21 protein-coding genes and 1 tRNA gene are annotated in these 21,488 nt (G+C 61.9%); 12 read left to right on the top strand and 10 right to left on the bottom strand.

What is annotated here, in order from left to right; translation table 11 throughout:
• Positions 1-61 precede the first annotated feature (61 nt).
• Genes J5M56_RS12175 through J5M56_RS12165 form a run of 3 tightly spaced genes read left to right on the top strand, consistent with a single transcriptional unit; the run spans position 62 to position 2,414 of the window.
• Positions 62-946 (top strand): 3-keto-5-aminohexanoate cleavage protein, encoded by an 885-nt coding sequence (locus J5M56_RS12175; RefSeq protein WP_060478325.1) that lies wholly within the window; start codon positions 62-64, stop codon positions 944-946.
• A gap of 18 nt (positions 947-964) precedes the next feature.
• Positions 965-1,930 (top strand): L-carnitine dehydrogenase, encoded by a 966-nt coding sequence (locus J5M56_RS12170; protein WP_207936990.1) that lies wholly within the window; start codon positions 965-967, stop codon positions 1,928-1,930.
• A gap of 10 nt (positions 1,931-1,940) precedes the next feature.
• Positions 1,941-2,414, top strand: coding sequence for a thioesterase family protein (locus J5M56_RS12165; RefSeq protein WP_207936988.1), 474 nt, complete (start codon positions 1,941-1,943; stop codon positions 2,412-2,414).
• Between the two features lie 47 nt (positions 2,415-2,461).
• Here J5M56_RS12165 and J5M56_RS12160 read toward each other — a convergent pair whose 3' ends face one another.
• Positions 2,462-2,926: a hypothetical protein gene (locus J5M56_RS12160; protein ID WP_207936987.1), complete on the bottom strand. Its 465-nt coding sequence runs from the start codon at positions 2,924-2,926 to the stop codon at positions 2,462-2,464.
• A 334-nt stretch (positions 2,927-3,260) separates the two neighbouring features.
• Between J5M56_RS12160 and J5M56_RS12155 the strand changes: the two genes are divergently transcribed.
• Positions 3,261-3,518 carry a hypothetical protein gene (locus J5M56_RS12155; RefSeq protein ID WP_186478417.1) on the top strand — a complete coding sequence of 86 codons (258 nt, stop codon included), beginning with the start codon at positions 3,261-3,263 and terminating at the stop codon, positions 3,516-3,518.
• 55 nt (positions 3,519-3,573) lie between these two features.
• On the opposite strand, the gene J5M56_RS12150 is transcribed toward J5M56_RS12155, so the two are convergent.
• Positions 3,574-4,680, bottom strand: a complete 1,107-nt coding sequence (locus J5M56_RS12150; RefSeq protein WP_207936985.1) for a GlxA family transcriptional regulator — start codon at positions 4,678-4,680, stop codon at positions 3,574-3,576.
• 392 nt (positions 4,681-5,072) lie between these two features.
• Entirely contained in the window at positions 5,073-6,449 is a 1,377-nt protein-coding gene (locus tag J5M56_RS12145; protein WP_060478342.1) for an L-serine ammonia-lyase, read from the bottom strand.
• A gap of 442 nt (positions 6,450-6,891) precedes the next feature.
• Here J5M56_RS12145 and J5M56_RS12140 point away from each other — a divergent pair, with 442 nt between their 5' ends.
• The 3 genes from J5M56_RS12140 (at position 6,892) to choV (ending at position 9,944) form a co-directional block, all read left to right on the top strand.
• Positions 6,892-7,839 (top strand): choline ABC transporter substrate-binding protein, encoded by a 948-nt coding sequence (locus J5M56_RS12140; protein ID WP_060478315.1) that lies wholly within the window; start codon positions 6,892-6,894, stop codon positions 7,837-7,839.
• An 81-nt stretch (positions 7,840-7,920) separates the two neighbouring features.
• Positions 7,921-8,769: a choline ABC transporter permease subunit gene (gene choW / locus J5M56_RS12135; RefSeq protein WP_186478442.1), complete on the top strand. Its 849-nt coding sequence runs from the start codon at positions 7,921-7,923 to the stop codon at positions 8,767-8,769.
• Positions 8,766-9,944 (top strand): choline ABC transporter ATP-binding protein, encoded by a 1,179-nt coding sequence (choV, locus tag J5M56_RS12130; RefSeq protein WP_186478416.1) that lies wholly within the window; start codon positions 8,766-8,768, stop codon positions 9,942-9,944. The genes choW and choV overlap by 4 nt, the downstream gene beginning before the upstream one ends.
• 122 nt (positions 9,945-10,066) lie before the next feature.
• On the opposite strand, the gene hisF is transcribed toward choV, so the two are convergent.
• The 6 genes from hisF to J5M56_RS12100 all read right to left on the bottom strand — a co-directional run bounded on the left by hisF (position 10,067) and on the right by J5M56_RS12100 (position 14,977).
• Positions 10,067-10,837: an imidazole glycerol phosphate synthase subunit HisF gene (hisF, locus tag J5M56_RS12125; RefSeq protein WP_060478312.1), complete on the bottom strand. Its 771-nt coding sequence runs from the start codon at positions 10,835-10,837 to the stop codon at positions 10,067-10,069.
• 10 nt (positions 10,838-10,847) lie between these two features.
• Positions 10,848-11,585: a 1-(5-phosphoribosyl)-5-[(5-phosphoribosylamino)methylideneamino]imidazole-4-carboxamide isomerase gene (gene hisA, locus J5M56_RS12120; protein ID WP_003257484.1), complete on the bottom strand. Its 738-nt coding sequence runs from the start codon at positions 11,583-11,585 to the stop codon at positions 10,848-10,850.
• 27 nt (positions 11,586-11,612) lie between these two features.
• Positions 11,613-11,873, bottom strand: coding sequence for a DUF2164 domain-containing protein (locus J5M56_RS12115; RefSeq protein WP_060478311.1), 261 nt, complete (start codon positions 11,871-11,873; stop codon positions 11,613-11,615).
• Entirely contained in the window at positions 11,874-12,512 is a 639-nt protein-coding gene (gene hisH / locus J5M56_RS12110) for an imidazole glycerol phosphate synthase subunit HisH (RefSeq protein WP_060478310.1), read from the bottom strand.
• Positions 12,513-13,106: an imidazoleglycerol-phosphate dehydratase HisB gene (gene hisB / locus J5M56_RS12105; RefSeq protein WP_023532883.1), complete on the bottom strand. Its 594-nt coding sequence runs from the start codon at positions 13,104-13,106 to the stop codon at positions 12,513-12,515. It lies immediately after the preceding gene.
• A 212-nt stretch (positions 13,107-13,318) separates the two neighbouring features.
• Entirely contained in the window at positions 13,319-14,977 is a 1,659-nt protein-coding gene (locus J5M56_RS12100; protein ID WP_060478309.1) for an OFA family MFS transporter, read from the bottom strand.
• A gap of 424 nt (positions 14,978-15,401) precedes the next feature.
• Here J5M56_RS12100 and J5M56_RS12095 point away from each other — a divergent pair, with 424 nt between their 5' ends.
• The 5 genes from J5M56_RS12095 (at position 15,402) to J5M56_RS12075 (ending at position 19,813) form a co-directional block, all read left to right on the top strand.
• The gene (locus tag J5M56_RS12095) at positions 15,402-17,636 is read left to right on the top strand and encodes an AsmA family protein (protein ID WP_207936983.1); all 2,235 of its coding nucleotides are present in this window, start codon (positions 15,402-15,404) and stop codon (positions 17,634-17,636) included.
• Positions 17,633-18,700: an A/G-specific adenine glycosylase gene (mutY, locus tag J5M56_RS12090; protein WP_207936981.1), complete on the top strand. Its 1,068-nt coding sequence runs from the start codon at positions 17,633-17,635 to the stop codon at positions 18,698-18,700. The genes J5M56_RS12095 and mutY overlap by 4 nt, the downstream gene beginning before the upstream one ends.
• Entirely contained in the window at positions 18,697-18,969 is a 273-nt protein-coding gene (locus J5M56_RS12085) for an oxidative damage protection protein (RefSeq protein WP_060478306.1), read from the top strand. Before mutY ends, J5M56_RS12085 begins: the two co-directional genes overlap by 4 nt.
• Before the next feature lie 90 nt (positions 18,970-19,059).
• A tRNA-Phe gene (locus tag J5M56_RS12080) sits at positions 19,060-19,135 on the top strand.
• 234 nt (positions 19,136-19,369) lie between these two features.
• Complete coding sequence (locus J5M56_RS12075; protein ID WP_186478412.1) at positions 19,370-19,813, top strand: hypothetical protein; 444 nt, start codon at positions 19,370-19,372, stop codon at positions 19,811-19,813.
• 87 nt (positions 19,814-19,900) lie between these two features.
• Here the strand turns inward: J5M56_RS12075 and gabP are convergent, their stop codons facing one another.
• Positions 19,901-21,286, bottom strand: a complete 1,386-nt coding sequence (gene gabP / locus J5M56_RS12070; RefSeq protein WP_060478304.1) for a GABA permease — start codon at positions 21,284-21,286, stop codon at positions 19,901-19,903.
• Positions 21,287-21,488: the final 202 nt, after the last annotated feature.

Below are 21,488 nucleotides of genomic sequence, written 5' to 3'. Positions count from 1 at the left end.
CGGCCCCTGTGGGGGCGGCTTCACCCGCGAAAAGCCAAAACCGACACCACAAGGAACCGCCATGAACCACGACGTCATCATCACCTGCGCCCTCACCGGCGCCGGCGACACGGTCGCCAAGAGCCACTTGGTCCCGGTCACCCCGAAACAGATCGCAGAATCGGCCGTCGAGGCCGCCAAAGCCGGCGCCACCGTTGTTCACTGCCACGTGCGTGACCCGCAGACCGGCCGCTTCAGCCGCGACGTGAACCTCTACCGCGAGGTCATGGAACGTATCCGCGAGGCCGACGTGGACGTCATCGTCAATCTCACCGCCGGCATGGGTGGCGACCTGGAAATCGGCCCGGGTGAATCGCCAATGGAATTCGGCCCCGGCACCGACCTGATTGGCCCACTGGAGCGCCTGGCCCACGTCGAAGCCCTGCTGCCGGAAATCTGCACCCTGGACTGCGGCACGCTCAACTTCGGCGACGGCAACGCCATCTACGTCTCCACCCCCGCGCAACTGCGCGCAGGTGCCAAGCGCATCACCGAACTGGGCGTAAAAGCCGAACTGGAAATCTTCGACACCGGCCACCTGTGGTTCGCCAAACAGATGATGAAAGAAGGCCTGCTCCAAGACCCGCTGTTCCAGCTTTGCCTGGGCATCCCATGGGGCGCGCCGGCAGACACCACCACCATGAAAGCCATGGTCGACAACTTGCCTGCGAACGTGACCTGGGCCGGCTTTGGCATCGGCCGTATGCAGATGCCGATGGCGGCACAGGCCGTGTTGCTGGGCGGCAACGTGCGGGTTGGCCTGGAAGACAACCTGTACCTGGACCGTGGCGTGCTGGCCAGTAATGGCCAGCTGGTGGAACGCGCCGCCGAAATCATCACCCGCATGGGTGGCCGCGTGCTCAGCCCGGCAGAAGGCCGGGCAAAAATGAACCTCAAGCGCCGCTGATCCTTTCAGGAGTTCGTTATGCCCTTCATCACCAAGATCAAGACCTTCGCCGCCCTGGGTAGCGGCGTGATCGGCAGCGGCTGGGTCGCTCGCGCCCTGGCCCATGGCCTGGACGTTATCGCCTGGGACCCGGCACCCGGTGCCGAGCATGCCCTGCGCAAGCGCATCGCCAACGCCTGGCCGGCGCTGGAGAAACAAGGCCTTGCGCCAGGGGCGGCGCAAGATCGCCTGACCTTCGTGGCAACCATCGAAGAATGCGTGCGCGACGCTGACTTCATACAGGAAAGCGCACCCGAGCGCCTGGACCTCAAGCTCGACCTGCACGCCAAGATCAGTGCGGCGGCCAAGCCCGAGGCGATCATCGGCTCCAGCACCTCCGGGCTGCTGCCCAGCGAGTTCTATGAGTCCAGCACGCATCCAGAGCGCTGCGTGGTAGGCCACCCGTTCAACCCGGTTTACCTGCTGCCACTGGTCGAAATCGTCGGCGGCAAACGCACCGCGCCCGAAGCCATCGAAGCCGCTATAACCATTTACACCGCACTGGGCATGCGCCCGCTGCATGTGCGCAAGGAGGTGCCAGGCTTCATCGCCGATCGCCTGCTCGAAGCGCTATGGCGCGAAGCTTTGCACTTGGTCAACGATGGTGTGGCGACAACCGGTGAAATCGACGACGCGATCCGCTTTGGCGCAGGCCTGCGCTGGTCGTTCATGGGCACGTTCCTGACCTACACCCTGGCCGGTGGCGACGCCGGCATGCGCCACTTCATGTCGCAATTTGGCCCGGCGCTGAAACTGCCGTGGACTTACCTGCCCGCGCCGGAGCTGACCGACAAATTGATAGACGACGTGGTGGACGGCACCGCTGAGCAACAGGGCGAACGCAGCATCGCCGCGCTTGAGCGTTACCGTGACGACACCCTGCTGGCGGTGCTGGACGCGGTGAAAACCAGCAAGGCCAACCACGGCATGGCTTTCGGCGACTGAGGTGCCCACGATGCCCACACTGATCACCCACCGCACCCCAATCCAGGAGGACTGGGTCGACTACAACGGGCACCTGCGTGATGCCTTCTACCTGCTGATATTCAGCTACGCCACCGACGCACTGATGGAACGCATCGGCCTGGATGCCGACAATCGCGGGCAGAGTGGCCACTCGCTGTTCACCCTCGAAGCCCATATCAACTACCTGCATGAGGTGAAGTTGGGTGCACACGTGTGGGTGCAAACGCAGATCATCGGTTTCGATCAAAAACGCCTGCACATTTATCACAGCCTGCACCGGGCAGGGTTCGATGAAGTGCTGGCCGGCAGTGAGCAAATGCTGTTGCATGTGGACCTGGCGGGGCCGAAGTCGGCGCCGTTCAGTGCATCCAGTTCCAGCTCATTGCAACTACTAGTGGACGAGCAACGAGAGTTGCCTACCCCTGAGTATGTAGGGCGCACGATCAAGCTGCCCGGTCGATAGGCGCAGGCAAGGCAGCATGGACGCATGCTGCCTTGCACCGATTGCACTCAGAGAGGTCGGATTTCTACCTGTTCAATCAACTTGGTCAAGTTGCCATTATTTGGGGTCAAGACCATACCTTCAGGCATTTCGAGGGGATGCGCCGATAACGTCGGCACATCAAAGTCACCTGCATAACTTGTGCTCGTATAGCTGTGATACGCCACGCTGTTACCCAAGCGCAGCGTCTTGCCTGCGGTCATGTTCTTGACCCGTGCCGACCATACTTTGCGTACCCAAGCACTGCCACACACGTCCTCGATCATCGTCGTAGCCATATTCCCCGCCGGCAGATCGAAGCTGCAACTGTCGCCCTGCATGCCAGGATTATCGAAGACCGTGACATTGATCAGTACCGGTGGATAGTAGTTCTCGACGGTTTCCCTGCGTTCGTTGAAACGCCGTGCTGCGTCATGGTGGTCGACGGTACCCAGCGCTGCACCCTCCGCGCTCCGTGTGCGAACCGTCGCCACTATCAGAGCAGGAGCACGCAGGTGGGTAACCTGGCAAAAATATCAGGTGGTCGGCTGGTGCAACGGCGGCAAAAAAGAACCCCGGAAAGCCGTGAGCGTCCGGGGCCAAGAGCGAGCAACATCCACTGTGCATGAGCGAGGGTGACCAAACCCTCTGAGGCCGTGAATGCTTGCAGTGTGCTGGGTTCGCAGGTGCTGGATTTAGCCGGAAACGACCTGTTCTTAGCCAAAGCAGCCATGCCCGCATTCTGTGGTTGCGGGCATGTCGCGGGCGCCACAGAATCGGTCGTAAATCAAAGCAGCACTCTTTTAGCGATAAAAAGGGACAACAGCCATGATGCATGCGGATTTGATTGACCAGGACGATCTGGCAGGCCACCTGCGCGCGCGCGGGTTCGACATTCCAGCCGGGGCCAGTGCCGAGCAGGCTTGCGAGGCGGTGATTCGTGGGCTGACCGAGCCTAACGCACGGGCGCTCAAAGGCATGGTGGAACAGATGTACACCGGCAGCGCGACCATCCTGCCTGCCGTGCGCCAGGCCATCGACAAGCAGCTGTTACCAGCGTTGGCCCAGTTCAGCCGACGCGGCTGATTATTTTCTGACTTGGCCTACTCGCGGATGACCCCGCGAGTAGGCCATTAGCGTTTCAGAGCCTTACGCTGGCGAACGTCGATTCGTTGCGCGCCTGGCTGAGGGCAGCCATCGGCCCACCGTGGGGCGACAGGGTCATGGCCTGCGGGATTGGCATCATCGCCACCTGTTGCGTGGTGTTGGAGCCCACACGCTCATCACGCGGTGGAATGCCGAAGTACTCGCGGTAGCACTTGGAGAAGTGCGGCGTGGATACAAAGCCGCACACCGACGCCACTTCGATGATCGACATCGGCGTCTGCTTGAGCAACTGCCGCGCACGGATCAGGCGCAGCTTCAGGTAATAGCGCGACGGCGAGCAGTGCAGGTACTTCTGGAACAGCCGTTCGAGCTGACGGCGCGATACCGACACATAAACGGCCAGTTCGTCGAGGTCGATCGGCTCTTCGAGGTTGGCCTCCATCAATGCCACGATCTCCTGCAGCTTCGGCTGGTTGGTGCCGAGCATGTGCTTGAGCGGCACGCGCTGGTGGTCCTGCTCGTTGCGGATGCGCTCGTAGACGAACATCTCGGAAATTCCCGCAGACAGCTCGCGGCCATGATCACGGCTGATCAGGTGCAGCATCATGTCCAGCGGCGCGGTGCCACCGGAGCTGGTGAAGCGATTGCGGTCGAGGGTGAACAGGCGGGTGCTCATATTGACCCTTGGGAAGGCCTCTTGCATCGCTGCCAGGCACTCCCAGTGCACGCTGCAATCGAAGCCGTCGAGCAGCCCGGCACAGGCCAGCGCCCAGCTGCCGGTACACACCGCACCCAGGCGGCGCGACTGGCGGGCCTGAGCCTGCAGCCAGGTAACATGTTCGCGGGTCACGGTGCGCTGAATACCCACGCCACCACAGACGATCACGGTATCGATCGGCGGTGCGCTGTGCATGGCTGCATCGGGGGTGATCTGCAAGCCGTCACTGGCCCATACCTGGCCACCATCGACGGTCAGGGTGTGCCAACGATAAAGCTCGCGGCCGGACAACTGGTTGGCCATGCGCAGCGGCTCGACAGCCGATGCCAGGGAAATCAGGGTGAAATTGTCCAACAGAAGAAACCCGATGGACTGGGGGGCTGTGCGGTTCTGGGTTGGGTTCCCGGAGGTGTACGACGTCATCGCGGTTTCTCCTCACACAAATGCAGGGGTGCCTCAGGCGGGCACTGATTTTCTTGTTATGACCCCGACTTCGATGCTGGGGGCTTGATAGCAAACTCAACGCAAAGGCCGTGCCTAAAGTTGAACGCGCATCCGAAAAAAACTGAAAACGACGCCTTCGTTCGGCAAATCAGGCACTTCGCTCAACTTGGCCAGCCTTCGCAAACCGGCGTGCTAGCGCCTTGCGGGTTACGGCTGAGCAATTTGGTGACAGGCCCAGCGCCGGTTGCCCAGAAACGACACTCTTTAGTGTCACCGACAATGCAGACACTGATCGCGACACCTGACGATTGGTTGAAATACAAACGCCCCAAAAAGGGGCGTCGCGCAGGGTGCAGACCGCTATCGGCGCATCAGCATTCGATGGCGCTGACCGCCAGGCCACCGCGGGAGGTTTCTTTGTATTTGTCGTGCATGTCGGCACCGGTGTCGCGCATGGTGCGGATCACCTGGTCGAGGGAGATGAAGTGCTCGCCGTCGCCGCGCAGGGCCATCTGTACGGCGTTGATTGCCTTGACCGCGGCAATGGCATTGCGCTCGATGCATGGCACCTGCACCAAGCCTCCGACCGGGTCGCAGGTCAGCCCGAGGTTGTGCTCCAGGGCAATTTCGGCTGCGTTTTCCACCTGCGGCGGGGTAGCACCCAGCACCTGGGCAAGGCCTGCTGCCGCCATGGCGCAGGCTGAGCCAACCTCACCCTGGCAACCGACTTCTGCCCCGGAGATCGAGGCGTTTTTCTTGCACAAGATACCCACGGCAGCTGCACCGAGGAAGAAGTCGACCACGCTCGACTCGTCCACCGCATCGCTGAAGCGCATGTAGTAATGCAGCACCGCCGGGATGATGCCGGCCGCGCCGTTGGTAGGTGCAGTGACCATGCGCCCGCCAGCGGCGTTCTCCTCGTTAACTGCCAGAGCGAACAGGTTCACCCACTCCATGGCGCTCATGGTCGAACCGATCACGTTGGGCTTGCCGATCTCCTGCAGGCTGCGGTGCAGCTTGGCAGCACGGCGGCGTACGTTGAGCCCGCCAGGTAACGTACCCTCGTATTTGAGGCCGTTGTTGACGCACTCCTGCATGGCTTCCCAAAGCTTGTGCAGACCGGCGCGGATTTCTTCCTCGCTGCGCCAGACCTTCTCGTTGGCCATCATCAATTGCGACACGCTGAGGTCGTTTTGCTTGCACAGGCGCAGCAGTTCGGCTGCGCTGTTGAAATCGTACGGCAACACCGTCTGGTCAGCGTCCAGTACGCCGCTGGCGGCCTGGGCGGCATCCACTACGAAGCCGCCCCCCACCGAATAATAGGTGTCACGGTGCAGTTCGCCCTGGGCGCCTTCGGCGATCAAGGTCATGGCGTTGGGGTGGTACGGCAGGTTTTCGTCCAGCAACAGCATGTCGCGAGCCCAGACGAACTCGATGGGCAGGCGATTATCCAGCTTGAGGATATTGGTTTCGCGCAGGTCGGCAATGCGCGGGACGATCTGGGTTGGGTCAATGGCGTCTGGCCATTCGCCCATCAGCCCCATGATGGTGGCGTTGTCGGTGCCATGGCCAATACCGGTTGCCGAAAGCGAGCCGTACAGCCGCACTTCGACCCTTTGCACCTGCTCCAGCTCGCCGCGTTCACGCAGGCCCTGAACGAACAGGGCGCCAGCGCGCATGGGGCCTACGGTGTGGGAGCTGGAAGGCCCGACACCGATCTTGAACAGGTCGAACACGCTGATGGCCATTGTCGCTTCACCTCTTGCTGGGCTTGTCTCTGCGCGCCATGCGCAGGGCGGGGCAACTGCTAGGCTGAAGCTGCGAGCCGCCACGAATGCACGCATCATCGGGCTTTTGCCTACCCCCTCGCCGTCTGCAACCGACGTACTTTTGTCCAGCAGCGCCGCGGCCATTTCGGCCAGGCGCGCGCCGCTTTCAAGCGGCCAGCTGACGCAAAAATACGGCTACAGGGGTGGAAAAACTCATAAACGACATCGCCCATACTGGATGCGACCCGTTGCGTACTGGTTACGACCCCACCAGTAGGCGATTGCCCTGCGCTGGAGGATTATCGAAAGCGACTCGTATAGCACGGCCACGCAACCTGCCCTCTGCAGGCCTGGTCGACCGGACCCTGAGAACGTCCGGCGACCCACGCGAACCCGAAGACAAAATCACAGGAGTCCATCCATGAAAGGTTCACCCTCGCTGTTGTTGGTTGCGATGCTTGCTGCGCCGCTGATGGCCCAGGCCGCCGAGCCTGAGCAGTGCAAGACGGTACGTTTCTCCGATGTCGGCTGGACTGACATCACCGTCACCACCGCCACCACCAGCGCTGTGCTCGAAGCACTGGGTTACAAGACCCACACCACGATGATCTCGGTACCGGTGACCTACAAGTCATTGGCCACCGGCAAGGACCTGGACGTGTTTCTCGGCAACTGGATGCCGACCATGGAGAACGACATCAAGCCGTACCGTGACGCAGGCACGGTGGAAACCGTGCGCGCTAACCTGGAAAACGCCAAGTACACCTTGGCCGTACCCCAGGCGCTGTACGACAAGGGCCTGAAGGATTTCAGCGATATTCCCAAGTTCAAGAAGGAACTGGACGGCAAAATCTACGGCATCGAACCGGGCAACGATGGCAACCGCACCATCCAGAGCATGATCGACAAGAACGCCTGGGGCCTGAAGGATGCCGGTTTCAAGATCGTGCAATCGAGCGAGGCCGGCATGCTGACGCAAGTGGACCGCGCGCAGAAACGCGGTGAAGCGATCGTGTTCCTGGGTTGGGAACCTCACCCGATGAACACTCGCTTCAAGATGCAGTACCTGACCGGCGGGGACGAGTTCTTCGGCCCCGATTTCGGCAAGGCTACCGTGCTGACCAACACCCGCAAGGGCTATACGCAGGAATGCAGCAACGTCGGCCAACTGCTGAAGAACCTGTCGTTCGAGCTCAAGGATGAAAGCACCATGATGGGCTATGTCCTGGACGACAAGATGAAGCCCGACGCAGCCGCCAAGAAGTGGCTCAAGGATAACCCCGGCAAGCTCGATACCTGGCTTGCAGGCGTTACCACCGTGGATGGCAAACCCGGCCTTGAGGCGGCCAAGGCCAAGCTGACGCAATAACGCAAGACGCCATGGCAACACCGCGGGGCAGGACCGTGCCTGCCCCGGACTGATTTCAATCTTTGCAGGTGGAAGCTCGCTATCATGCTTATCGATCAGAAAATACCCTTGGGGCAGTACATCGCGTCGTTCGTGGAATGGCTGACCCAGAACGGCGCCTCGTACTTCGATGCCATCGCCCGAGGCCTGGAGTTCATGATCCATGGGGTCACCAGCACCCTGACCTTTTTCAACCCATTCGTGCTCATTGCCATATTCGCCGCCTTGGCGCACTTCATTCAGCGCAAATGGGCGCTAACCGCTTTTGTCGCCTTTTCGTTTCTGCTGATCCTCAACCTGGGGTACTGGCAGGAAACCATGGAAACCCTGGCCCAGGTGAGCTTCGCCACCGTGGTTTGCGTGGCCATCGGCGTGCCGCTGGGTATCGTCGCCGCGCACAAGCCAATGTTCTATACCGCCATGCGCCCGGTGCTGGACCTGATGCAGACAGTGCCGACCTTCGTCTACCTGATTCCAACCCTGACCCTGTTCGGCCTCGGCGTAGTGCCGGGGCTGATTTCGACGGTGGTGTTCGCCATCGCCGCGCCAATTCGTCTTACCTACCTGGGCATCTGTGACGTACCGCAAGAGCTGATGGACGCCGGCAAGGCGTTTGGCTGCTCGCGCCGTCAGCTGCTCACCCGTATCGAACTGCCGCATGCGATGCCAAGCATCGCTGCCGGCGTTACCCAGTGCATCATGCTGTCGCTGTCGATGGTGGTGATCGCCGCCCTGGTGGGCGCCGACGGCCTGGGCAAACCTGTGGTCAACGCACTGAACACCGCCGATATCTCCCTGGGCTTCGAAGCAGGCCTGGCGATCGTGCTGCTGGCGATCATGCTCGACCGTATCTGCAAGCAACCGGAACTGCCGGTAAGGGGTGAGGCATGAGCATCATTCGATTCGAAGACGTCGACGTCATTTTCTCCAACAAGCCACGCGAAGCGCTGTCGCTTCTGGACCAAGGAAAGACCCGCGAACAGATCCTCAAGCAAACCGGCTTGGTGGTGGGTGTGGAAAAGGCCAACCTCGATATCAACAAAGGCGAGATCTGCGTACTGATGGGCCTGTCCGGTTCGGGCAAGTCGAGCCTGCTGCGCTGCATCAACGGCCTCAACACCGTCAGCCGCGGCAAGCTGTTCGTCGAGCACGAAGGCAAGCATATCGACATCGCCAACTGCACCCCGGCCGAACTTAAGATGATGCGCACCAAACGCATCGCCATGGTGTTCCAGAAGTTCGCCCTGATGCCGTGGCTGACGGTGCGCGAGAACATCAGCTTTGGCCTGGAAATGCAGGGCCGCCCCGAGAAGGAGCGGCGCAAGCTGGTCGACGAGAAGCTCGAACTGGTTGGCCTGACCCAATGGCGTAACAAGAAGCCGGACGAACTCTCCGGCGGCATGCAGCAGCGTGTGGGCCTGGCCCGGGCGCTGGCGATGGATGCCGACATCCTGCTGATGGACGAACCGTTTTCGGCCCTCGACCCGCTGATCCGCCAGGGCCTGCAAGACGAGCTGCTGGGCCTGCAGGCCAAGCTGAGCAAGACCATCGTGTTCGTCAGCCACGACCTGGACGAGGCCCTGAAACTGGGCAGCCGCATCGCCATCATGAAAGACGGGCGGATCATCCAGTACAGCAAGCCGGAAGAGATCGTACTGAACCCGGCCGATGAATACGTGCGTACCTTCGTCGCCCACACCAATCCGCTGAATGTGCTGTGCGGCCGCAGCCTGATGCGCAGCCTGGACAACTGCAAACGGGTCAACGGCTCGGTCTGCCTGGACCCAGGGATCGACTCCTGGCTGGACCTGGGTGAGGGCGGTTCGCTCAAGCGTGCGCGCCAGGGCCAGAACGGCCTGGACATGCAAAATTGGGCACCAGGGCAGGATGTGGAACTGCTGGGGCGCAGGCCCACGGTGGTGCACGCCGACATCGGCATGCGCGATGCCCTGCAGATTCGCTACCAGACTGGCAACAAGCTGGTGCTGCAGGATAACGACAAGGTGGTGGGGATTCTTGGGGATACCGAGCTTTATCACGCGTTGCTCGGCAAGACCCACGGGTGATGCAATTGGGGCCGCTTTGCGGCCCATCGCGACCTAACGGTCGCTCCTACGGGGGGCACGGGTGCTTTTGTAGGAGCGACCGCGAGGTCGCGATGGGCTGCAAAGCAGCCCCAATCAATGTTTCAGCGAACCACGATCCCGCGTGAAGCCATGTAGGCCTTGGCCTCAGGCACCGTGTACTCACCAAAGTGGAAGATACTCGCCGCCAGCACCGCACTGGCGTGCCCTTCCACGATCCCATCAGCCAAATGCTGCAGGTTACCCACACCACCCGACGCGATCACCGGAATCCCCAGCGCATCGCTGATGGCGCGGGTAACCCCAAGGTCGAAGCCGTTCTTCATGCCATCCTGGTCCATGCTGGTCAGCAGAATCTCCCCTGCCCCCAGGCCTTCCATCTTCTTCGCCCATTCAACGGCATCCAGCCCGGTAGGCTTACGCCCACCGTGGGTGAAGATCTCCCAACGCGGGGCTTCGCCCGGCCCGGACACCTTCTTGGCATCGATGGCCACAACGATGCACTGCGAGCCGAAACGGTCTGCCGCCTCGCCCACGAATTCCGGGTTGAACACCGCCGCGGTGTTGATCGACACCTTGTCGGCACCGGCGTTGAGCAGGTTGCGGATGTCTTGCACGGTACGCACGCCACCGCCCACGGTCAGCGGGATGAACACCTGGCTGGCCATACGCTCGACGGTATGCAGGGTGGTGTCGCGGCCGTCGACGCTGGCGGTGATGTCGAGGAAAGTGATTTCGTCGGCACCCTGCTCGTTGTAGCGGCGGGCGATTTCCACCGGGTCCCCGGCATCACGGATGTTTTCGAACTTAACGCCCTTGACCACCCGGCCGTTGTCCACGTCCAGGCAAGGGATGATGCGCTTGGCCAGTGCCATGGTTCAGTCCTCAGCCTTGGTAGTTGTCGCAGAAAGCCTGGGCCTCGGCGACATCGAGGGTGCCTTCGTAGATGGCACGCCCAGTGATGGCGCCGATGATGCCCGGCGCTTTGGCGTCCAGCAGGGCCTTGATGTCGCCCAGGTTGTGAATGCCACCCGAGGCGATCACCGGGATCGAAGTCGCTTCGGCCAGGGCCTTGGTGAACGGCACATTGCAGCCTTGCATCATGCCGTCCTTGGCGATATCGGTGTAGACGATCGCCGAAACACCATCAGCCTCGAAACGCTTGGCCAGGTCGATGACCTGCACCGAGCTGACCTCGGCCCAACCATCGGTAGCGACGAAACCGTCCTTGGCGTCCAGGCCGACGATGACCTTGCCTGGGAAGGCCTTGCACGCCTCGGCGACGAATTCAGGCTGCTTGACCGCCTTGGTGCCGATGATCACGTAGCTGACGCCTGCCTTGACGTAGTGCTCGATGGTTTCCAGCGAACGAATGCCGCCGCCGATCTGGATCGGCAGGGTCGGGTAGCGCTTGGCGATGGCCGTGACCACTTCACCATTCACCGGCTGGCCCTCGAAGGCACCATTGAGGTCCACCAGGTGCAGGCGGCGGCAGCCACCTTCGACCCACTTGGCGGCCATGCTCACCGGGTCGTCGGAGAATACCGTGGAATCTTCCATGCGGCCCTGGCGCAGGCGCACACAGGCACCGTCCTTCAGATCGATAGCGGGGATAATGAGCATCTTGGGAACCTGTATGTTCTTAGGGTTTCAGGGCTTCTCGAGCGCCCACAGATCGCTTTCGATGCTCTCGAACCGCTCCTTGAGGTGCAGCTGAACATCGGCAATCGCCCTGTTGTAGTAAAGGGGTGCAATTTGTTTGCTGAACAGCTCGAGGACCTCGGCCACTTCGAACGACCCCAGCTGCAGCTCGAAGCGGTCTTCGAGAAAGCGCTTGAGCGTATCGAGCGCCTCGCGTTCCTCTTGGGCAGCCAGGGTGATGGTCGGGGCCTTGGTCTTCGAACGGCTCATTTACCAGCGCCCGTCCCAGGCCACGAAGTTCTGCAGCAGCTGCAGGCCATGGGTGTGGCTTTTCTCGGGGTGGAACTGCACGGCAAAGCGCGAGCCATCGGCCAAGGCTGCAGCGAAGTCGACGCCATAGTGGCCACGGCCGACTACCTGGCTCGGTTTGCCGGCATTGATGTAGTAGCTGTGCACGAAGTAGAAACGCGCACGGTCTGGAATGTCGTGCCACAGCGGGTGGTCGATGGTCTGGCTGACTTCGTTCCAGCCCATGTGCGGCACCTTCAGGTGCTCGCCGTCTTCTTTCAGGTCTTTGCCGAAGAAACGCACCTGGCCAGGGAACAGGCCGATGCAGTCGACACCGTCGTTCTCTTCGCTGTGCTCAAGCAACGCCTGCATGCCAACGCAAATGCCGAGGAACGGGCGATCCTGGCTCACTTCGCGCACCAGGCTGTCGAAGCCCAGGCGGCGGATTTCAGCCATGCAGTCACGGATCGCGCCCACACCGGGGAACACCACACGGTCAGCCTCGCGGATCACCGCCGCGTCGCTGGTGACCAGCACCTTACCGGCGCCAACATGCTCCAGCGCCTTGGCTACCGAGTGCAGGTTGCCCATGCCATAGTCGATTACCGCTACCGTCTGCATTTACAGGCACCCTTTGGTCGACGGCATCTGCCCGGCCATGCGCTCGTCGAGCGTCACGGCCATGCGCAGGGCGCGGCCGAATGCCTTGAACACGGTTTCGATCTGGTGGTGAGTGTTGTGCCCACGCAGGTTGTCGATGTGCAAGGTCACCAAGGCGTGGTTGACGAAGCCCTGGAAGAACTCCTGGAACAGGTCGACATCGAAGCCGCCCACCGAGGCGCGGGTGTATGGCACGTGCATCTGCAGGCCTGGGCGGCCGGAGAAGTCGATGACCACGCGTGACAGCGCTTCGTCCAACGGCACGTAGGCGTGGCCGTAGCGGAAGATGCCCTTCTTGTCGCCAATGGCCTGGGCGAATGCCATGCCCAGGGTGATACCGACGTCTTCGACGGTATGGTGATCGTCGATATGCAGGTCGCCCTTGCACTCGATATCCAGATCGATCAACCCATGACGGGCGATCTGGTCCAGCATGTGTTCAAGGAAAGGCACACCGATATCGAATCGGGCCTTGCCACTGCCATCGAGGTTGATCGAGCACTTGACCTGGGTTTCCAGGGTATTGCGCTCGACGGAAGCCTTACGTTCGACCATCACCAGCTCCGCAAAATCATTGGGCGAAAAGGGCTCCATTATAGGCCCAGAACGCGCCGGCTTGAAACGCGGATGACATATGGCATTAGGCATGGGTGGGTAAAGTCGGCGCTGCCAGGTTCGACACACCTTGCCAAGCAACTGGCCGACCTACCTGCTCCAGCCGTAAAGGGGCCCTCACAGGCCCCAGTGATGCGCTCAGGCTGGCCCCATCAGTGGAACAGCACAGCGGTCTTCTGCAAGGTGATCCAAATACCCCAAGCCAGCGGAATCACCACCACGGCCCAGGCGATCAGCACCAGCGGCAGGCTGCCAGGGGCTGGGTGCCATTCCAGCGAGCGCGCACCTTCGGCACCTTTGTCGTGGCTAAGCGCACGCTCGGCAGCCAGTTCGGCATCGCTCATGAAATGCTTGTCGGCCACCGGGCGCACCAGCATGTTGCAGATAAAGCCCAACACCAGCAGGCCGGCGAGGATGTACAGCGTCATGTCGTAGGCCGCGGCACGTTCCACGCCCGCCGCCAACTGGTACTCGCGCAGATAGGTGATCAGCACTGGGCCCAGCACGCCAGCAGCAGCCCAGGCGGTCAGCAGGCGACCGTGGATGGCGCCGACCATCTGTGTACCGAACAGGTCGGCCAGGTAGGCTGGCACGGTAGCGAAGCCACCGCCGTACATCGACAGAATGATGCAGAACGCCGCCACGAACAGCGCCACATTACCCAAGTGGCCCATGTTCGGCACCAGGCTGTACAACCCAACCCCCAGGGCGAAGAAGGCGAAGTAGGTGTTCTTGCGGCCAATGTAGTCGGAGAACGACGCCCAGAAGAACCGGCCGCCGATGTTGAACAGGCTGAGCAGGCCAGTGAAGCCGGCGGCGATGGCAGCGATTTGCGCCAGTTGCGCAGCGTTCAGTTCGCTGAAGGTCAGCTCGTTGCCCAGCAGCTTGCCGGCGAATACTTCCTGCAGCAGTGGCGATGCCATGCCGAGAATGCCGATACCCGCCGACACGTTCAGGCACAGGACCAGCCAGATCAGCGCAAACTGCGGAGTTTTCCAAGCCACGCTGACGTGGACGTGGCGGTCGGTGACCATCGCGTTGGCTTTTTTGACCGGTGCAGTCCAGCCCTCAGGCTTCCAGCCGGTGGGCGGCACGCGGTAAGCCAGGGCACCTGCGGTCATGAACACGAAATAGATCGCAGCCATGACGACGAAGCTCTGCCACACGCCCACTTCATGCTCGTTGCCAAAATGGCCCATCAGCGCGGTAGCCAGGGGTGCGCCAACCATCGCGCCGCCGCCAAAGCCCATGATCGCCATGCCAGTGGCCATGCCGCGTTTGTCCGGGAACCATTTGATCAGGGTCGAAACCGGCGAAATATAGCCAAGCCCAAGGCCGATACCGCCAATGACCCCCGACCCCAGCCACATCAGCCACAGCTGGTGCGTCTTCACACCAATGGCAGAAATCAGCATGCCGCCGCACCAGCACAGCGCCGACACCAGGCCAGCCTTACGAGGGCCTGCGTGTTCCAGCCAGCCGCCGAGCACCGCCGCCGAGCAGCCGAGGAAGACGAAGAACAGGGTATAGATCCAGCTCAGCATCGAGATCGGCCAGTCGCATTGCGCGCTGAACATACGGGCGATGAAGCCCATGTCCGCCGAACAGGCCACAGGCGCGGTGATGCCGATGGCTTGAGACAGCGGCAGCCAGAATACCGAGAAGCCGTAGGCCATGCCGATGCACAGGTGAATGGCCAGGGCCGCGGGCGGAACCAGCCAGCGGTTGAAGCCCGGCCGGGCGATGATGCGCTCCTTGGACAGGAAACTTGGCGCGCTGGCCACCCCCCCCGCCCCGATTGTAGTGCTCATGGATTCGATCCTTTTGTAGGTAGACAGTGCCGGCGGATATCGTCCCAGGCTCTTGTACTCGCACGCAGGGCGAGGGGCCTTATCCTTGGGTAACGGCCCGCGACAATGGGTCGCGGCCACGCCGCAAAGCGGCACAAGAGTACCAGCTCACAGGTGACATGAAAGCAATCTGATATCGTTATTTTTGCCAACGCTGAATCGGTATTTCACTGCCGACCGCTTCGCACGCAAAAGCTTTGATGACTCTCCCAAAGGCGAGCCACCGGCGAAGAATCCAGCCGTGAAGGAACTGGCGCAATCACAACTGTCGAACCTCCAAACCACCTGATTCGCCCTGCATCGTGCGCCGATCAAGCAGGGCCCTCCCCTGCGGCGCTATACTCTGGCGTTCGGAATCACCACTACAGACTACAAGGACTCGCCCATGAAAGCGTTCGGCAAAATCCTGGGACTGGGGCTTCTCGGGTTGCTGCTGATCATTGTGGCGCTGGGCTTCGCCCTGACCCACTTGTTCGATCCCAACGACTATAAAGACGAGATCCGCCAACTGGCGCGCGACAAGGCCCACGTCGAGCTCACCCTTAACGGCGACATCGGCTGGAGCCTGTTCCCATGGCTGGGCCTGGAGTTGCATGACGCCAGCATCGCGACGCTGACCAACCCGCAAGCGCCATTCGCCGACTTGCAGATGCTTGGGTTGTCTGTACGCGTGCTGCCATTGCTGCGCCGCGAAGTGCAGATGAGCGATGTGCGGGTCGAGGGCCTGAACCTGACCCTGGCGCGCGACGAAAACGGCCATGGCAACTGGGAAGACATCGGCAAGCCGCTGCCCACGGCAGACCAGGGCGCTGCCGATGCGCCTGCCCAGGCGCCTGCCGAGCAGCCGGCCAAGCCTGCTCAGAGCAGCGAACGCGCAGTCAAGCTGGATATCGACAGCCTAACCGTGAACAACGCCCGGGTGCAGTACACCGATGCCAAGAGCGGCCAAAGTTACAGCGCCGAAAGCATCCAGCTGAGCACGGGCCCCGTTCACGAAGGCGCCAACATCGCCCTGAAGGCCAGCGCTTTCCTCAGCGCCAGCCAACCAGCGATCAAGGCCCGCACGGAGCTTGCCGGGCAGTTGCGTTTCGACCGCGCGCTCAAGCGCTACAACTTCGAAGACATGCGCCTGAGCGGCGAAACTTCGGGTGAGCCGACCGGTGGCAAGACCGTCACCTTTGGTGCCCAGGGCCAACTGCTGGTCGACATGGGCGCCAACGTGGCGTCGTGGAGCGGCCTTAAAGTGTCTGCCAACCAACTGCGGGCACTCGGTGAGCTGAACCTGCGCGACCTCGACAAGCAACCGCAGCTCAGCGGCGGGCTGTCCATCGCCCAGTTCGACCTGCGCAGCTTCCTCGACGGCATCGGCCACCCACTGCCGGCCACCCAGGACGCGGCCGCATTCGCCAAGCTGGAGCTGGTCACCCGCCTGCAAGGCACCCCAACCAGCCTGACACTGGCTGACCTTGCCGTGAAACTGGATGACAGTACCTTCACCGGCCGCGTGGCCATCGAAGACTTTGCCAAACAGGCCCTGCGCCTGCAGCTCAAAGGTGACACCTTCGACGCCGACCGCTACATGCCTGCCAAGAGCGAGCAAGCCAAGGGGGCCACTGCTGCGCGCCAGGCCGAGGTTCAGCAACAGGAAGCCAGCGCCGTGGCCGGTGCCGGCAGCTCGCCGTTGCCCGACGCCCCGACCCAGGTGGCCTGGAGCCAGGACAAACTGCTCCCGGTCGACCGCCTGCGCGGGCTCGACCTGCAGGCCGACCTGGCCTTCGGCTCGCTGACGCTGGACAAGCTGCCCATCAGCGACGCCCAGCTGCAGGCTAGCGCACAGGGCGGCCTGGTGACCTTGCAGGCCTTGCGCGGGGGCCTGTACAACGGCTCCTTCGAGGCCAAGGGCAATATCGACGTGCGCCCTGCCGTGCCGCAGCTGGGCTTGAACACCAAGATCAACCGCGTCCCGGTCGAACACTTCATCAAGGCCGAAGGCAAGTCGCAGACCCCACCGGTCAAAGGCCTGCTGACCCTGAACAGCGACCTGACCGCCACCGGCAACAGCCAGAAGGCACTAGTCGACAACCTCAACGGCAGCGCAAACTTCACCATCAACGACGGTGTGCTGGTCAATGCCAACCTGGAGCAGCAACTCTGCCAGGCCATCGCCACCCTCAACCGCAAGCACCTCAGTGGCGAACCTCGCGGCAAGGACACCCCGTTCCAGGAACTGCGCGGCAGCCTGGTGATTCGCAATGGCGTGGCCAGCAACCCAGACCTCAAAGCCCGCATCCCGGGCCTGACCGTCAACGGCCAGGGTGACCTCGACCTGCGCGTGCTGGGCATGGACTACAACGTTGGGGTGATCGTCGAAGGCGACCAGCGCGCCATGCCGGACCCGGCCTGCCAGGTCAATGAGCGCTACGTCGGTGTTGAAGTGCCGCTGCGCTGCCGCGGCCCGCTGGAGCTGGGCGCCAAGGCTTGCCGCCTGGACCAGGATGGCCTGGGCAAAGTCGCAGCCAAGCTTGCTGGCAACCGCCTCAAAGACAAGATCGATGAAAAACTTGGAGACAAAGTGAGCCCAGAATTGAAAGACGCGCTCAAGGGGCTGTTCAAGCGATGACCCCCACGCAGTTCTCCAGCGCCGTGCTGGACTGGTACGACCAGCACGGTCGCCACGACCTGCCCTGGCAACAGGGCATCAACCCCTATCGGGTGTGGGTCTCGGAAATCATGCTGCAGCAGACTCAGGTCAGCACCGTGCTCAACTACTTCGACCGCTTTATGCAGGCCCTGCCGACCGTGCAGGCTCTGGCGCAAGCGCCGGAGGACGAAGTGCTGCACCTGTGGACCGGGCTTGGTTACTACACCCGCGCGCGCAACCTGCAGAAGGCCGCGAAGATCATCGTCGAACAGCATGGCGGTGAATTCCCCCGTAGCGTCGAGCAGCTCACCGAGCTGCCCGGCATTGGCCGCTCCACCGCCGGGGCCATTGCCAGCATCAGCATGGGCATCCGCGCACCGATTCTCGATGGCAACGTCAAGCGCGTGCTGGCGCGCTATACCGCCCAGGCCGGTTACCCGGGCGAGCCCAAGGTGGCCAACCAACTGTGGGCTACCGCCGAGCGGTTCACCCCGCAGCAGCGCGCCAACCATTACACCCAGGCGATGATGGACCTGGGGGCGACGCTGTGCACACGCAGCAAGCCCAGCTGCCTGATCTGCCCGTTGCAGCGCGGCTGTGAAGCGCACCTGCACGGCGAAGAAACCCGCTACCCCGAGCCCAAGCCACGCAAGGCGCTGCCCCAACGCCGCACGCTGATGCCACTGCTGGCCAACCAGGAAGGCGCCATCCTGCTCTATCGCCGCCCTTCCAGCGGCCTATGGGGCGGCCTGTGGAGCCTGCCGGAGCTGGACGACATCGGCCAGCTCGATGACCTCGCCTACCAGCACGGCCTGCGCTTGGCTGGCAGCCGTGCGCTGGAAGGCCTGACCCACACCTTCAGCCACTTCCAGCTGGCGATCGAGCCGTGGCTTGTGCGCGTCGACCCGGTCGGCCAGCACGTGGCCGAGGCCGACTGGCTCTGGTATAACCTCGCCACCCCGCCGCGCCTGGGCCTCGCCGCCCCGGTCAAGAAGCTGCTCAAACGCGCGGCCGACGAACTGATTGCAGGAGAAGCCCAATGACCCGCACCGTGATGTGCCGCAAATACAAAGAAGAACTCCCAGGCCTGGCGCGCCCGCCATACCCTGGCGCAAAAGGTCAGGACATCTATGACCACATCTCGGAAAAGGCTTGGGAAGACTGGAAGAAACACCAGACCATGCTGATCAATGAGAAGCGCCTGAACATGATGAACGGCGAGGACCGCAAATTCCTCCAGGTCGAGATGGACAAGTTTTTCGCGGGCGAGGAATACGCTCAGGCCGAAGGTTACGTTCCACCGGCCGAATGACCCCACGGATCGTAAGCGACGGAATTAATTTAAAATTTTTTCAAAAAGTCGTTGACGGGCGGTCTGAAAATCTATTTAATTCACCTCGTCGCCCAGATAGCTCAGTCGGTAGAGCAGAGGATTGAAAATCCTCGTGTCGGCGGTTCGACTCCGTCTCTGGGCACCACCTTCAAGCTTCTGGTGGTTGCAAAGTTACCCGAAGCGACAACAAGAAACCCGCCCAGTGCGGGTTTTTTGTTGTCTGGGATTTCACCTTCGTGAAGTACCGACCCTGTTGGCCATTGAAAACTGGCCCCTCCCCCGCCGCTCGAGCAAAACCAGGCAACACCGCTAGCCAGTTGAATAGCCTGGGCGGCTGCGCTTCAATACGCGCACTTTCAGAACACCCCCAGGATGAGCCATGGCCACCACGTCAAAGCAACAGAAACGCGCCAAGCGCGCCGCCAGCAAGGCCAAGCAGAACCGCATGGTGCGCAGCGGCCAGGCAGTCAAGGCCAGTGCCGGTGACAGCGCGAGCATCGAGCAGGTGTTCAACAAGGCCATGGAAACCGACAGCTACAAAGAGCTGTTCGAGAAGATGAAAGCCGCCCAAGAAACCAGCCTGGTGGCGATGATCTCGGTGTTCCTGGTGGACCCGCTGCTGGCTCTGGTACTCAAAGGCCACAAAGAAGAGCACGCCACCGACTACATCGTGCTGGTGTTCAACGCCTACCGCACCTGGCTGGACGGCGCCGACGAGGACACCACCATGGCCTGGCTGGAGAGCGATGAGTTCCAGCAAGCTTACATCGCCGCCTCCGAGCTGGTGGCCAAGCAGCAGCAACAGCAGAAGCAGTTCGGCTGACTCCTGCTTTGGGCCCTTAGGCTTGCGGGAAAACAACAAGGCCGCGCCCTGCCAAGGACGCGGCCTTTTCATTTCAAACAGCGCGAATCAGTTGTCCAGCGCCACGCGCGCGGCTGCTTCACGCTTGCGGTGCACCAGCAAGCCCGCCGCCACCACGCCAATGCTCAGCAGCGCAGTCGCGATGATCTCGGCCCGGTGATCCTCACGCAGTGCCATCACCGCCAGCACGGCAACGATGAAGGCAATGGTCGCCCAGGTCAGGCCCGGGAACAGCCACATCTTGAACACGATCTTCTCGCCGCGGGCTTCGCGCTGGCTACGCATGCGCAGCTGCGACACCGCAATCACCAGGTACACCAGCAGCGCGATGGCGCCAGAGCTTGCCAGCAAGAACTCGAATACCTGCGCCGGCGCCACGTAGTTGGCGAACACGCAAAGGAATGCCGCAGCGGTGGACAGCAGCACGGCCACATGGGGCGTGGCGGCCTTGGTGGTGCGCTGGGCAATGGCTGGAGCGTCGCCACGTTTGCTGAGCGAGAACAGCATCCGCGAAGACGTGTACAGCGCAGAGTTCAAGCAGCTGGTGACAGCGACCAGCACCACGATGTCGACGATCAACTTGGCATTCGGCACGCCGATACGGCTGAGCACTGTCTGATACGAACCCACTTCGGCCAGGGCCGGGTCATTCCAAGGCACCAGCGCCACCACCAAGAAGATCGACACCAGGTAGAACAGGCAGATACGCCAGATCACCGAGTTGGTGGCACGGCTGATCTGCTTGCCTGGGTCTTTCGATTCGGCAGCTGCGATGGTGACGATTTCGGTGCCCATGAACGAGAACATGGTGGTCAGCATGGCCGCAAGCACAGCGCCCAAGCCATTGGGCATGAAGCCCTGGGTATCGAACAGATGCGAAGCACCGCTGACCTGGCTGCTTGGCACGAAGCCGAACATGGCGATGCAACCGACCACGATGAAGCCGATGATGGCCAGCACCTTGAGCAAGGCGAACCAGAACTCGAACTCACCGTAATTCTTCACGCTGCACAGGTTGGTCAGGGTCAGCGCCAGGGTAATAAGCAGGGAGAAGGCCCACAGGTCCACAGACGGGAACCAAGCGTGAAGGATGGCCGCCGCTGCGTTGGCCTCCAAAGGAATGACCAGCACCCAGAACCACCAGTACAACCAACCGATTGTGAAGCCAGCCCAACGGCCAATGGCGCGGTCGGCATAGGTGGAGAAAGACCCGGTATCCGGCGAGGCGACAGCCATTTCGCCCAGCATGCGCATGACCAGCACCACCAAGGTGCCGGCGGCGGCATAGGCCAGCAGCACGGCCGGGCCGGCGGCTGCGATGGCGTGGCCGGAACCTACGAAAAGACCGGCGCCGATGACGCCAGCAATGGACAGCATGGTGACATGCCGTTGTTTGAGCCCCTGAGCGAGGTCATTGGAATTGTTACCGCTCATCAAAACTACCTTTGTAAGGAGTGGACCACGCCGACTGCGGAAACAGAGCGCACCTGGGGTTGACCTAGGCATCGCTGCAATCGGCGTATGGCTACTCGCAATTAGCGCGCCAGGTATGAGGTACATTCGTCTGACAGCCCCATTACCCCTTGTAGGGCGCGGTTTGCAGCCCATTCGGCCAGGGTTTGACCGAAAGGCCGTT

It is taken from the genome of Pseudomonas sp. 51_B (assembly GCF_017491595.1).
Lineage (GTDB): Bacteria > Pseudomonadota > Gammaproteobacteria > Pseudomonadales > Pseudomonadaceae > Aquipseudomonas > Aquipseudomonas promysalinigenes.
Note: the sequence above shows the minus strand (reverse complement) of the source record. Positions and strands in the feature narration are given on the sequence as shown.

Coding starts and splice junctions, on each gene's coding strand:
- J5M56_RS12175 (WP_060478325.1), top strand. CDS start 62: ATGAACCACGACGTCATCATCACCTGCGCCCTCACCGGCGCCGGCGAC.
- J5M56_RS12170 (WP_207936990.1), top strand. CDS start 965: ATGCCCTTCATCACCAAGATCAAGACCTTCGCCGCCCTGGGTAGCGGC.
- J5M56_RS12165 (WP_207936988.1), top strand. CDS start 1,941: ATGCCCACACTGATCACCCACCGCACCCCAATCCAGGAGGACTGGGTC.
- J5M56_RS12155 (WP_186478417.1), top strand. CDS start 3,261: ATGATGCATGCGGATTTGATTGACCAGGACGATCTGGCAGGCCACCTG.
- J5M56_RS12150 (WP_207936985.1), bottom strand. CDS start 4,680: ATGACGTCGTACACCTCCGGGAACCCAACCCAGAACCGCACAGCCCCC.
- J5M56_RS12145 (WP_060478342.1), bottom strand. CDS start 6,449: ATGGCCATCAGCGTGTTCGACCTGTTCAAGATCGGTGTCGGGCCTTCC.
- J5M56_RS12140 (WP_060478315.1), top strand. CDS start 6,892: ATGAAAGGTTCACCCTCGCTGTTGTTGGTTGCGATGCTTGCTGCGCCG.
- choV (WP_186478416.1), top strand. CDS start 8,766: ATGAGCATCATTCGATTCGAAGACGTCGACGTCATTTTCTCCAACAAG.
- hisF (WP_060478312.1), bottom strand. CDS start 10,837: ATGGCACTGGCCAAGCGCATCATCCCTTGCCTGGACGTGGACAACGGC.
- hisA (WP_003257484.1), bottom strand. CDS start 11,585: ATGCTCATTATCCCCGCTATCGATCTGAAGGACGGTGCCTGTGTGCGC.
- J5M56_RS12115 (WP_060478311.1), bottom strand. CDS start 11,873: ATGAGCCGTTCGAAGACCAAGGCCCCGACCATCACCCTGGCTGCCCAA.
- hisH (WP_060478310.1), bottom strand. CDS start 12,512: ATGCAGACGGTAGCGGTAATCGACTATGGCATGGGCAACCTGCACTCG.
- hisB (WP_023532883.1), bottom strand. CDS start 13,106: ATGGTCGAACGTAAGGCTTCCGTCGAGCGCAATACCCTGGAAACCCAG.
- J5M56_RS12100 (WP_060478309.1), bottom strand. CDS start 14,977: ATGAGCACTACAATCGGGGCGGGGGGGGTGGCCAGCGCGCCAAGTTTC.
- J5M56_RS12095 (WP_207936983.1), top strand. CDS start 15,402: ATGAAAGCGTTCGGCAAAATCCTGGGACTGGGGCTTCTCGGGTTGCTG.
- mutY (WP_207936981.1), top strand. CDS start 17,633: ATGACCCCCACGCAGTTCTCCAGCGCCGTGCTGGACTGGTACGACCAG.
- J5M56_RS12085 (WP_060478306.1), top strand. CDS start 18,697: ATGACCCGCACCGTGATGTGCCGCAAATACAAAGAAGAACTCCCAGGC.
- J5M56_RS12075 (WP_186478412.1), top strand. CDS start 19,370: ATGGCCACCACGTCAAAGCAACAGAAACGCGCCAAGCGCGCCGCCAGC.
- gabP (WP_060478304.1), bottom strand. CDS start 21,286: ATGAGCGGTAACAATTCCAATGACCTCGCTCAGGGGCTCAAACAACGG.